Genomic DNA, 11,439 nt, shown 5'->3' with positions numbered 1-11,439 from the left:
GTATGGAAGTGATGCACGAGCGCAACGCTCACAACTTCCCCCTCGACCTGGCTGCGTCCGAGATCACCCCGGTGGCTCTGACTGCACCGTCGATTGGCTGAGCCCCAACGGATTGGCCCCTATTCCCAGAGCCCTCGCGTCAGCGAGGGCTTTTTTGTGTGCAGGCCCGCCTGGCTTTTGATGGAGTTCCAGCCGTTGTTCGTGCTTCGCTGTGTCCACCGACCCCGTTGTTTGGTCAGCACCGGAACTGCCGCCGATGCGTTTGGCCGTGGTTGGTCACATCGAGTGGGTGCAATTCCTGGCGGTTGATCAACTACCTCGACCGGGTGCCATTGGCCATGCGCTCCGCAGCCTGGAGGAGCCCGCCGGTGGTGGCGCGGTCGTGGCGGTGCAGATGGCGCGGCTGACCCAGCAACCCGTTCAGTTCTTCACGGCCCTGGGGCGGGATGCGGTTGGGGAGGCCTGCGTGCAACGCCTCCAAGCCTTGGGTCTTGAGCTCCATGTGGCCTGGAGGGATGCTCCGACCCGGCGGGGCCTGAGCCTGGTGGATCCCGGAGGGGATCGGGCGATCACGGTGATCGGAGACCGCCTGAGCCCGTCCCTCAGTGATCCGTTGCCGTGGAAGGACCTGGCGGACTGCGATGGACTCTTCGTCACGGCGGCTGATGCGCCGCTCCTGCGCGCCTGCCGCGCCTCCAAGGTTCTGGCGGCCACACCGCGGGTCCGTCTACCCGTGCTGCAGGAGGCCGCTGTTCCCTTGGATGCCCTCATTGGCAGTGGCCTGGATCCTGGAGAGGCGGTGGATCCCACGCAACTCACACCCGCGCCCCGTGCCTTGATCCGCACCGAGGGAGCCGCCGGAGGCCACAGCGTTCCAGGCGGCCGGTACGACGCGGCTCCGCTTCCAGGGCCCCTGGTGGAGAGCTATGGCTGCGGCGACAGTTTTGCGGCAGGTGTCGTGACGGGCCTTGCGGCCCAACGGTCGCTCGCTGATTCCATCAGGCTGGGCGCCCAGTGCGGAGCAGCTTGTGCAACACGCTTTGGCCCCTATGGCTAACCGACTTGGTCGCCTGGCCCTGCGGGTCCTCAGGGTGACGGCAAGCACCGCCTCGATCATTGAGCTTCTGCGCTCCGATTGGACCGGAGGTGTCTCGGCTGGGCTGGCCTGGCTGTTGTTCGTGCAGTTGGAGCGCCGGGTTCAGGCCGGTTCGACGCATGATTCCGAGGAGCCGCTGAGCTGACTGACGCCGACCCCGGCCGGTGCACAGAGGTAGGTCCCATCACCCACACGCTCCATTTGGCCGTCCAGGGCATGGACGGCGCCGGCCACGAAATCGAGGATTCTCTGCGCTTCGCTGGGCTCCATTCCTTCGAGTTGCAGCACGACGCATTGGCGCTCCCGCACCGCTTCGACGGCATCGCTGGCCTGCTCGAACTGCCGGCAGCGCAGCACTGTGACCTGCGGGAGCCAGATCCCAAATGGCGTCTGCATGGCCCGCTCGTGCAGCGATGTCTGTGTTCTGCCCCATGTGGGGGCATCTGTCCAGGCGTTGCGGGTCGAGCCCGGGATTGTTGAAACGTGCCTGGATCGGCCGATCCGCCCACCAAGGGCCTCCTGGCCTGCGATCATCGAACCACCTTTGCCGAGGAGCCGGGCTTGGAAGCGCTGGACCACCAGGTACTGCCGGCCTTCCTGCTGACCCTCGGCGCAGGCCTGTCGACAGGGATCGGCAGTTGGCTTGGCGTGCTCAGCCGGCGCTTTAGCCCGGGATTACTGACGAGCGCCCTGAGTTTTTCTGCCGGGGTCATGATCTTCGTCTCCTTCGTGGAGATCTTCCCGAAGGCCCGCCAGTCCCTGACGCCTGCCCTGGGCACCAGCACGGCCTATCTCGTCACGGTTCTGGCCTTCTTTGCCGGGATGCTGGCTCTTGCGCTGATTGATCGCTTGCTCCCTTCGCACGAGTTGGCGATTTTGCCCTTGCGCGAAGGCTCCGATTCCTCGGCACTGATGCGCACTGGGCTGTTTTCGGCCCTGGCCATCGCGATTCACAACTTTCCCGAGGGGTTGGCCACCTTTGTGGCGGCGCTTTCTGAACCCCGGCTTGGCATTGGGATCGCCATCGCCATTGCCATTCACAACATCCCGGAGGGGCTCGCGGTCTCAGCGCCCGTGTATTACGCCACCGGTAGCCGAAGCAAGGCCTTCTGGATTTCCTTTGCCTCTGGCTTGGCGGAACCAGTCGGAGCGCTGATCGGCTACGTGTTTCTGCGGACCTTTCTCAATGACGTGGTTCTGGGCCTGGTGTTTGCCAGCGTCGCCGGAATCATGATCTACATCTGCTTCGACGAGTTGCTCCCGGCGGCCCAACGCACGGGCGCCAAGCACCACCTGATGATGTTCGGGGTCACCGCGGGGATGCTCGTGATGAGCATCAGCCTGGTGCTGCTGACCTGAAGCGCTCGATGGTTGCCGCTTCCGACCAGCGCTGGACTTGGTGGCCGTTGCTGCCCCTCTATCCCTACGGGCGCAAGCGCACGCTGGTGCGTGAGCTGATCCCAGACCAGCTCTGGAGTTTTGAGCAGCTCCAGGGTGTCTTTTACGTGGCGGTGCCCATCCGAATGACGGTGGTCCGTGTGCGTGGTGGCCTGATGCTCTATGCCCCAGTCGCGCCCACCGTCGAGGTCCGTCAGGCCCTTCGCTCCTTGGAGGAGCGTTTTGGAGCGGTCCAAACGATTGTGTTGCCGACGGCCTCAGGGTTGGAGCACAAGCTTCCTGTCCCGCCGATGGCGCGGGCTTTTCCCGAGGCGGAGGTTTGGATCACCCCCGGTCAGTGGAGCTTCCCGATCAACCTGCCTGCCAGCTGGTTGGGCTTCCCGCGGGCGCGAACCCGGGTGCTTCAGGAGGATGGCTATCCCCACAGCGACGAGCTGGTGTGGTCGTCCTTGGGTCCGCTTGACCTTGGGCTGGGTCGCTTTCAGGAATTTGCCTGCCTGCATCAGGCCAGTGGCTCGCTGCTGCTGACGGATGCCTTGGTGGCCATTAACCCGGAGCCACCACCCATTTTTGATTTCGATCCCACCCCCCTGCTCTTCCATGCCCGTGACAGCGGCGATCAACCCCTGACGGACACGCCGGAACTGCGCCAAAAAGGTTGGGAGCGTCTGGCTTTGTTTGCTTCGTTTTTGCGGCCGGAGGCCCTGGAGGTTCCACCCCTCCGCGAGCTGTTGTCCAAGGCGTTTCAGCCGGGCTGTCGCTCAGCCCGGAGTTATTTCGGCCTCTTCCCATTTCAGTGGCGCTCGAGTTCCCGTACTGCCTTTGAAGCGTTAACCCAGCCGAGCGGCTCGCTTCTGGTGGCACCCGTGCTGGAGCGCCTGGTTTTTCCTCGTGCCAGGCCCGTGGTGATTCGCTGGTTGCGGGAATTGGCGCAACTGCCCCAGGTGCGCTGGGTCGTGCCGGCCCATTACGACGCTCCCGTGCCCTGCTCCAACGAACAGTTGGCCCAGTTGGCCGATGCGTTCGAGCGCAGAGAGTGGGCCCCAAACGAGGGGAACTGGGACTACCTCGCCTCGATCGATCAGTTGTTGGTGCGCTCCGGTGTTGTTCCGGGTGAAGACTCGGCCTAGAGCCTGAGTTCGCCGGGGTCTGCGTCGGCGCCGCCGTCGTCGAACAGCGTTGCTTCCAATTCCATGCGCTGCTCCATTTGGCGCAGGAAATACCCCGTCATCATCGCCGAGGCGAGAAGACCAGCCAGATGGTCACGGCTGGCGGTGATCTTCACGTCGAATTGCTCACCGGGAATCATCCCGAGCAGGCCTTGGACGTTGTGCCGAATGATGTCTTGAATGTCGCCGCTGGCGGAGCGAGCCACGCGTTGCAACACGTCCGGAGACTGTTCCTGCAGGTACTGAATCAGGGAGTTGCCGCTGATCGGTTCGCTGTCGCTGGTCAGGAACTCCGGGTTGAACATTCCGGCGTGCTCCACGTCAGGGTTGCACCCTACCCCAGCTGATTCTCTGGCTCTGGGGCGGGGAACCGAATCAAACCGGCCCGCCTGAGGGGCCAGTAACGCAGAACAGCGGTGCCAATCAGATCCTGCTCGGGCAGTGGTCCCCAGACGTGGGAATCGAGGCTGGCATTGCGGTTGTCCCCAAGAACCAAGAGGTGGTGATCGGGGACGGTGACGGGGCCAAAGCTGTAGTCGATCGCCTCAGTGCGCCAGGGTTCCGCGACGGCTTCACCGTTGCGGAGCAGCTCACCTCCGCGGATTTCCACGACATCGCCGGGTTGGCCGATCACCCGTTTGATCAGAGCTGCCGCTGGGTCATAGCCAGCGGCGACGAGCTGCTCAGGGGCACGGAAGACCACGACGCTTCCTGTTGGAACGCCAGAGCCCAGTTTGGGCCGGATTTTCTCCACAAGAATCCTGTCCTGCAGTTGCAGGGTGGGGAGCATGGAACCGGAGGGAATCCAGCGCGGTTCGATCACTGCCCAGCGCAGCACCAGGGCCAATGCCAGCCACAGCAGGATCGATCTCCAGCCCTTCACCGCGGACTCGGGTGCTTGTGGCGGAGTCTGCATCGATTCAGCGTGGGCCGGCATGATCGCCACATCCTGATCAATGGCCCGCCCCGGTGCCTCTGCCCCCTCCCCACCCCTGCAGTGCTGAGGCGAATCTTCAGGCGGCGCTTGCGTTGTTGCTTGAGCTCCAGCGCCAGGGGCTGAGGCGTCTGGTGCTCTGCCCTGGGAGTCGTTCGGCTCCCTTGGCCTTGGCCGCTGGACTGCTGGCGGAGCAAGGGTTGGAGTTGTTCTGCGGCGTGGACGAGCGCTCAGCGGCCTTTCTTGCCCTCGGTTTGAGTCGCGGGGACGGTCGTCCTGCGGCCCTGGTGACCACCTCGGGAACTGCGGTGGCGAATTTGCTTCCTGCCGTCGTGGAGGCCGATTTCGGTGCGATTCCGCTGCTGGTGCTGAGCGCCGATCGCCCCGCCCGCTTGAAGGGTTGTGGGGCGAATCAGACGGTCAATCAAGAGTCGTTTCTTGCCTCCTCTTGCCGCTGTTTGCTTCAGGGGGATCCCCGGGGTCTGGCGGCGATGGAGCGCTCGGATCTGCGGGTGTTTGCCCAGCAGGCCTGGGCGAAGGCGCTGCTTCCCCCCTGGGGCCCGGTGCACTGCAATCTCCCCTTTGAAGAACCCCTGCATGCCCCGGCAGAGAGCATCAGCCGCCTGCAGAGCGAACTCAAGGCACAGTCCCCTGAGGCTGCCCTTGGCGAAGACCTGATTCCCTCTCCTGCGGCTGGGACTGGAGAGGGTCTTCCCTTCGATCTCGATCGCCCAGGGGTGGTGATCGCCGGTCCCTGGCGTGGTCGCGCGGAGGACTTGCCGGGCTTTGCCGCTGCCCTGCAGCGCTGGCAGGCGCGGACGGGTTGGCCGGTCTTGGCTGATCCGCTCTCCGGGCTGCGGGGTTGGCCTGGCCTGAGCTGTGTTCTCAGCTACGACCTGTTCCTGGCAGAGGGCCATCAGCTGCCTTCTGCGCCACAACTGTTGCGCCTGGGGCCGGTGCCAGCGAGCCGTCGTCTGCAGGCCTGGATTCAGCGAAGCGCCGGCGTTCAGTTGTTGGTGAGTGAACAGGATCCGCGCAACCTCGATGCCTTGGGCACGGCCAGCCAGCATTGGCCCCATGGACTGGAGGCCTGGCTCGCTCAGCACCCCGCGTCCCGCTGGGACGCTCCAGTGGCTGCTGGTAACCAGCGGTGGCGCGACCTCTGGTGGGCGGCTGAGCAGCAGGTGCAGCAGCGTCTGGACCAGCTGCTCCCGGCGCAGGGGCTCTCGGAGCCAGGCTTGGCCCGGAGCCTCAGTCGCGCTCTGCCAGCCGATTGGGGCTTGATGCTCGCCAGCAGCAGTCCTGTGCGGGACTGGGAGAGCTTCTCGGCCCCGGATGCCCCTTGCCGCAGCATTGATGGCTTCCGCGGTGCCTCGGGCATCGATGGGACGTTGTCCCTCGCTGCCGGTTTGGCCATCAGCAGAGGCCCCCTGGTGCTCTTGAGCGGTGACTTGGCCCTGCTGCACGACGCCAATGGCTGGCTTTGGCTGCAGCAGCTGCGAGAGCGTGGCGCCCAGCTGACGGTCGTGATGGTCGATAACGGCGGCGGCGGCATCTTTGAGCAATTGCCGATCCGTCCGGCCCTGGATTTCGAGCGCCTGTTCGCGATGCCACAAGCCATGGACCACCTGCGCTGGGCCGAGGGCTATGGCATCCCCGCCCAGCGCGTAGAGAGCCTGGAGGCGTTGCCCCAGGCGATGGCTTGGGCGCATGGGCAGACGCTCAGCCTTCTGGTGGTGCAAACCGATCGCCAGGCGGATGCGCAGTTGCGGCAAAGCCTGCGCCGCACAATGGTCGAACTCGCCACCCGCTGAAGCCGCTGTGCAGTGGATTCCCCAGGGCTCCTACGACGACATCCTGTTTGATCTCAGTGAGGAGGGCATCGCCCGGATTCAGATCAATCGCCCGGAAAAGCGCAACGCCTTTCGTCCAAAGACCGTCAGCGAACTCTTTGATGCGTTTTCACGGGTGCGGGATAACCCGCGGGTTGGGGTGGTCCTCTTCGGCGGGGTCGGCCCTGCCCCCGATGGTGGTTATGCCTTTTGTGCCGGCGGTGATCAGAGCGTCCGCGGTGACGGGGGCTACGTCGGTGATGACGGCCTGCCGCGGCTGAATGTTCTTGATCTTCAGCGCCTGATCCGCAGCCTGCCCAAGGTGGTGATTGCCCTGGTGGCCGGCTACGCCATCGGTGGCGGACAGGTGTTGCACCTGCTCTGTGACCTGAGCCTGGCGGCTGAGAACGCTCGCTTCGGCCAGACCGGTCCGCGGGTGGGCAGTTTTGACGGGGGCTTTGGCGCTGGTTATCTCGCCCGCGTGGTCGGCCAGCGCAAGGCGCGGGAGATCTGGTTCCTCTGCCGCCAGTACGGCGCCCAGGAGGCGTTGGAGATGGGCTTGGTCAATGCCGTTGTTCCCCTTGATCAGCTCGAACTGGAGGGGGTGCGTTGGGCGCGGGAGGTGATGCAGCACAGCCCGACGGCGATCCGTTGCCTGAAGGCGGCGTTTAATGCGGAGACCGATGGTCTTGCGGGCATCCAAGAACTGGCCGGGCAAGCCACCCATCTCTTTTATCGAACGGAAGAGGGGCAGGAGGGCAGAAATGCATTCCTGGAGAAGCGGTCTCCCGATTTTTCTGGCTCCGACTGGCTGCCGTAGCACAACTGAAGTCTCGTAGCTAGTCCTAGGTGAGACTGCTGCTTGGCTTGTGACCTTCTCCCGCTCGACTGGCCTCGCCCTCCTGGCGCCTTTGGCCTTGGCCCTGCTTCCGCAGATCGCTGAGGCACGCCAACCCGACCCCATTCCACCTCCGGCACCGGTCATTAGTGATGCGGTGGCCCTCTCCCGCATCCCGACCTCGCTGATGAATCAGGAGGGACTGCACCTGGTGCTCGATCGCCAGACGCGGCAGTTGATGGTGATCAAGGACGGCCGGATGCTGCATCGCTACCCCGCCGCCGTTGGTACGGACGGTTGGGAAACGCCCGCCGGCAGCCATCGGGTTCTCGAGAAGGTGGCCAAGCCCGTTTGGCAGCATCCAGGCAATGGCTCCCAGGTCCCTCAGGGCCCGAAGAATCCCCTGGGTTCACGCTGGATTGGCTTCCATCGCAACTGCACCCCCAAAGAGAATGCCTGGGACGGTGAGCGCTATCTCAGCGTCAACGGCTGCACGGTGGCGGGCTTCCATGGCACGCCCCACCGCTGGACCGTTGGACGTGCGGTCTCCCATGGCTGCGTACGTCTCTACGAAGAAAACGTCCAGGAAGTGTTTGAGCTGGTCGAGGTCGGCACCTTGGTGACGGTCCTTCCCTAGAGACTGCCCGTAAAGTTGCGCCCACTTGCGATCCCATCGCCATGCGGGTGCTCTTTGCTGCGGCTGAATGTGCACCGATGGTGAAGGTCGGCGGGATGGGCGACGTGGTCGGCTCCCTCCCCCCGGCCCTGGCACCCCTGGGCCACGACGTACGGCTGATCATGCCGGGCTATGGCCGCCTCTGGAGCCTTCTGCAGATCCCGGCTGATCCCATCTGGCGTGGCCACACGATGGGCACCGATTTTGCGGTGTTCGAAACCCGTCATCCGACGAATGGCTTGCCCCTGTACCTGGTCGGCCACCCTGTCTTCGATCCCGAGCGGATCTACGGCGGCGAGGACGAGGACTGGCGTTTCACCTTCTTTGCCAGTGCCGTCTCGGAATTTGCCTGGCACCACTGGAAGCCCGACATCCTGCATTGCCATGACTGGCATACCGGGATGATTCCGGTCTGGATGCACCAGGACGCGGAGATCAGCACCGTCTTCACCATCCACAACCTCAAGTACCAGGGCCCCTGGCGCTGGAAGCTCGATCGGATGACCTGGTGCCCCTGGTACATGCAGGGTGACCACACGATGGCGGCGGCATTGCTTTATGCCGACCGGGTCAATGCGGTCTCACCGACCTACGCCCAGGAGATCCGCACGCCTGAGTACGGCGAGAAGCTCGACGGCCTGTTGAATTTCGTCAGCGGCAAGTTGCGCGGCATCCTCAACGGCATCGACCAAGACGCCTGGAACCCGGCCACCGATTCCACCCTGCCCGCGACCTTCTCCGCCGATGACCTCTCGGGCCGCGCCGTGTGCAAACGGGCCCTGCAGGAGCGCATGGGCTTGGCGGTCAATCCCGACACCTATCTGATGGGTGTGGTGAGCCGTCTGGTGGACCAAAAAGGCATTGATCTTCTGCTGCAGGTGGCGGACCGGGTCCTGGCCTATTCCGACAGCCAGATCGTGGTCTTGGGGACCGGGGACCGGCACCTCGAGGCGGGGCTTTGGCAGATGGCTTCCCGCTATCCGGGGCGTTTTGCGGTCTTCCTGACCTATGACGACGCCCTCTCGCGCTTGATCTACGCCGGTAGTGATTCGTTCTTGATGCCGAGTCGGTTTGAGCCGTGTGGCATCAGTCAGCTCCTGGCGATGCGCTACGGCTCCATTCCGGTGGTTCGCCGCGTCGGTGGTCTGGTCGACACCGTCCCCCCGCACGACCCCAATGGCCACACCGGCACGGGGTTTGGCTTCGACCGCTACGAGCCACTCGATTTCTACACCTCGATTGTCCGCTCCTGGGAGGCCTATCGCCATCGCCAGAGTTGGACGGAGCTGCAGCGCCGTGCCATGCAGGCCAATTTCAGCTGGGATCGCTCCGCCCTGGAGTACGACCGGATGTACAAGGAGGTCAAAGGGGTCAAAGAACCGACCCCCGACGCCCAAGCGGTGGAGCAGTTCTCCCAGGGTCAGCAGGCCGATCCGAGCCGCCAGGGCCTTGACCAAGTGTCTGAGGCTGAGGCCGCTCCTGGTCTGCGCAATCCCCTCTCGCTTCTGCGCCGCCGGAGCAGCCGCTGAGTTCTCCTCCGCCCACGGAACGGCGCAGCAATCTGCCGGCGCCCTACAAGAACCCTTGGCTCTCCCTGGCCGAGGACCTTGGCGCCGTCCGCGGCGACCTTGTGCTCCGCTCCCGGGAACTTTGGCGACGCAATCGCCAGGGAAGCCTCTGGTCGCCGTCCTGGTGGCCGTCGGATCTCGCTCCCCTGTTCTGGCCGGCTTTAGCCCTGTTCTTAGCGGCACTGCTCGGGTCGGCCCTGGTCCTGCTGCTGCGGGTCTGGCCCTCTGCCCCTGATCCAGCCCCTCCAGCCGCCGTGGTGCAGAGCGCACCTGAGCCGCAGCAATCCTCCGAGCCGATCAGCGATCCGGAGGTGGCCCAAGCACCTGCTCTCGTCGAGGAGCCGCCGGTTCAGCCGATTGAGCCGATCGAACCGAGCGATGCCGACGCTTTTGATTTGGAACCTGAGGAATTCGAGGGGCCCTATGCCCCCGACCCTTTGCTTGAGCTGGTGCAGCGACCCGAGGCCGATGGACTGCTGGTCCAGGCCGAGGGCGTTGCCGACCAGTCCCTCTTAATCCTGCAGGTGCGGCCAGCCTTCCCGGCACTGACCCCGCAGGAGCAGCAGCGGCGCGCTGAGGTTTGGCAGCTGTGGGCCAATCAGCTCGGCTACGAACACCTGGAGCTACGCGATTCCCGCTCTGGCCTCATCGCCCGAGATGCCCTGGTCGGTGAGGGCATGATCGTGCTCAGCGAATCTCCGTCCACCTGATCCGATGCAGCTCGGCGCTCTGATGGCCCTTTGGGGAGCCCCCCAAGGTGCCTCAACCGATTGGGATCCCGAGGCTGCCGTCGGCGAGATCTGCACCGACACCCGGACGCTCTCGGCTGGACAACTGTTCGTTCCCCTGGTGGGTGAGCGCTTCGATGGCCATGTGTTCCTGCCCCAGGCGTTGGCCGTTGGAGCCCAGGCTGCCCTTGTGCAACGGGATCGCCGTGAGCTAGTTCCAGAGGGTCTGCTCCATTGGCTCGTCGAAGACAGCCTTGAGGCCTACCAGCAGTTGGCGTTGCTCCATCGCCGGCAGCTGCATTGCCCCGTGGTGGCCGTGACCGGTTCGGCGGGGAAGACCACAACCCGTGAATTGATTCGCTCAGCCCTGCTGCCTTTGGGTCCTGTTCAAGCGAGCCGTGGCAATGAGAACAACGACATCGGCGTTCCACTCACCCTCCTCAACGCCAGCGACGAACACCAGGCTGTGGTCGTCGAGATGGGCATGCGTGGCCTCGGCGAAATTGAACGCTTGAGCCGCGCCGCTGCCCCGGACGTGGCGGTGGTCACCAACATCGGGACCGCCCATATCGGACGTCTGGGAAGCCGGGAGGCGATCGCCCAGGCCAAGTTGGAAATCACGGCCGCCCTGAAGGAAGAGGGTCTGCTCGTTGTGCCGGCGGGCGATCCACTGCTCGAGGCGGCTCTGGCTCAGGTTTGGTCGGGTCGGGTCGCACGGGTTGCTCTGTCTGATGACGCCGGCGCCGATCAGGCCGATTGGATCGGTGAGCTCGATGAGCGTGCTGGGGTGATGCGCGTGGGGGGATCGCGTATTCACTTGCCCTTGGAGGGGCGCCATAACGCCCGCAATCTGCTGTTGGCCCTGGCCGTTGCTGCCGAGCTCGGGGTGTCAGCAGACGCATTGACCCAGATGAGTGTTGCGGTCCCGGGGGGGCGCAACCGGCGCCTGCAGATGGGCGGTCTGACGCTGTTGGATGAGACCTACAACGCCTCCCCAGAAGCCGTCTTGGCGGCCTTGGATCTACTGGCGCGCCAGCCCGGCCGCCGCTTTGCGGTCCTGGGCACCATGCTGGAGCTCGGGGAGCAGAGTGTTGCCCTGCACCGCCAGGTGGCCGAGCGCGCCGCTGCGCTGCAGCTGGATGGTTTGGTGATCGTGGCCAATGGGGCCGAGGCTGAGGCGATGGCCCAGGCGGCTGCGCC

The 11,439-nt window shown here is 64.8% G+C and carries 12 protein-coding genes; 9 read left to right on the top strand and 3 right to left on the bottom strand.

Annotation, left to right across the window (positions count from 1 at the left end):
- Positions 1-256 precede the first annotated feature (256 nt).
- Positions 257-1,057: a PfkB family carbohydrate kinase gene (locus QZ189_RS08880; protein WP_296421562.1), complete on the top strand. Its 801-nt coding sequence runs from the start codon at positions 257-259 to the stop codon at positions 1,055-1,057.
- A 141-nt stretch (positions 1,058-1,198) separates the two neighbouring features.
- Here QZ189_RS08880 and sepF read toward each other — a convergent pair whose 3' ends face one another.
- Positions 1,199-1,492, bottom strand: a complete 294-nt coding sequence (gene sepF / locus QZ189_RS08870) for a cell division protein SepF (RefSeq protein WP_010316767.1) — start codon at positions 1,490-1,492, stop codon at positions 1,199-1,201.
- Positions 1,493-1,579: 87 nt separating this feature from the next.
- Between sepF and zupT the strand changes: the two genes are divergently transcribed.
- Together zupT and QZ189_RS08860 are read left to right on the top strand one after the other, a co-directional pair.
- Positions 1,580-2,455, top strand: coding sequence for a zinc transporter ZupT (zupT, locus tag QZ189_RS08865; RefSeq protein ID WP_010316768.1), 876 nt, complete (start codon positions 1,580-1,582; stop codon positions 2,453-2,455).
- 8 nt (positions 2,456-2,463) lie between these two features.
- Positions 2,464-3,624 (top strand): DUF4336 domain-containing protein, encoded by a 1,161-nt coding sequence (locus QZ189_RS08860; protein WP_296421561.1) that lies wholly within the window; start codon positions 2,464-2,466, stop codon positions 3,622-3,624.
- Here QZ189_RS08860 and QZ189_RS08855 read toward each other — a convergent pair.
- Both QZ189_RS08855 and lepB read right to left on the bottom strand, forming a co-directional pair.
- Positions 3,621-3,968, bottom strand: coding sequence for a DUF760 domain-containing protein (locus QZ189_RS08855; RefSeq protein ID WP_010316770.1), 348 nt, complete (start codon positions 3,966-3,968; stop codon positions 3,621-3,623). The two genes, QZ189_RS08860 and QZ189_RS08855, sit on opposite strands and share 4 nt — an antisense overlap.
- A gap of 29 nt (positions 3,969-3,997) precedes the next feature.
- Positions 3,998-4,579 (bottom strand): signal peptidase I, encoded by a 582-nt coding sequence (lepB, locus tag QZ189_RS08850; protein WP_050778473.1) that lies wholly within the window; start codon positions 4,577-4,579, stop codon positions 3,998-4,000.
- A 53-nt stretch (positions 4,580-4,632) separates the two neighbouring features.
- Between lepB and menD the strand changes: the two genes are divergently transcribed.
- From menD to murF, 6 genes are all read left to right on the top strand, one after another.
- Positions 4,633-6,411: a 2-succinyl-5-enolpyruvyl-6-hydroxy-3-cyclohexene-1-carboxylic-acid synthase gene (gene menD / locus QZ189_RS08845; RefSeq protein ID WP_296421560.1), complete on the top strand. Its 1,779-nt coding sequence runs from the start codon at positions 4,633-4,635 to the stop codon at positions 6,409-6,411.
- A 7-nt stretch (positions 6,412-6,418) separates the two neighbouring features.
- Positions 6,419-7,249 carry a 1,4-dihydroxy-2-naphthoyl-CoA synthase gene (menB, locus tag QZ189_RS08840; protein ID WP_296419073.1) on the top strand — a complete coding sequence of 277 codons (831 nt, stop codon included), beginning with the start codon at positions 6,419-6,421 and terminating at the stop codon, positions 7,247-7,249.
- Positions 7,250-7,298: 49 nt separating this feature from the next.
- Positions 7,299-7,904: a L,D-transpeptidase gene (locus QZ189_RS08835; RefSeq protein ID WP_247478096.1), complete on the top strand. Its 606-nt coding sequence runs from the start codon at positions 7,299-7,301 to the stop codon at positions 7,902-7,904.
- A 41-nt stretch (positions 7,905-7,945) separates the two neighbouring features.
- Positions 7,946-9,472 (top strand): glycogen synthase GlgA, encoded by a 1,527-nt coding sequence (glgA, locus tag QZ189_RS08830; protein ID WP_296421559.1) that lies wholly within the window; start codon positions 7,946-7,948, stop codon positions 9,470-9,472.
- A gap of 101 nt (positions 9,473-9,573) precedes the next feature.
- Positions 9,574-10,221 carry a hypothetical protein gene (locus QZ189_RS08825; protein ID WP_296421557.1) on the top strand — a complete coding sequence of 216 codons (648 nt, stop codon included), beginning with the start codon at positions 9,574-9,576 and terminating at the stop codon, positions 10,219-10,221.
- Between the two features lie 4 nt (positions 10,222-10,225).
- On the top strand, positions 10,226-11,439 hold a 1,214-nt coding region (gene murF, locus QZ189_RS08820), incomplete at its 3' end, for a UDP-N-acetylmuramoyl-tripeptide--D-alanyl-D-alanine ligase (RefSeq protein ID WP_296421556.1).

Source organism: Vulcanococcus sp. CPBay_Sum15L08_68, assembly GCF_017855895.1.
Classification (GTDB): Bacteria; Cyanobacteriota; Cyanobacteriia; order PCC-6307; family Cyanobiaceae; genus Vulcanococcus.
This window is presented reverse-complemented; position numbering and strand designations above follow the sequence as displayed.

Coding starts and splice junctions, on each gene's coding strand:
- lepB (WP_050778473.1), bottom strand. CDS start 4,579: ATGCAGACTCCGCCACAAGCACCCGAGTCCGCGGTGAAGGGCTGGAGA.
- glgA (WP_296421559.1), top strand. CDS start 7,946: ATGCGGGTGCTCTTTGCTGCGGCTGAATGTGCACCGATGGTGAAGGTC.
- QZ189_RS08860 (WP_296421561.1), top strand. CDS start 2,464: ATGGTTGCCGCTTCCGACCAGCGCTGGACTTGGTGGCCGTTGCTGCCC.
- QZ189_RS08855 (WP_010316770.1), bottom strand. CDS start 3,968: ATGTTCAACCCGGAGTTCCTGACCAGCGACAGCGAACCGATCAGCGGC.
- sepF (WP_010316767.1), bottom strand. CDS start 1,492: ATGCAGACGCCATTTGGGATCTGGCTCCCGCAGGTCACAGTGCTGCGC.
- QZ189_RS08880 (WP_296421562.1), top strand. CDS start 257: ATGCGTTTGGCCGTGGTTGGTCACATCGAGTGGGTGCAATTCCTGGCG.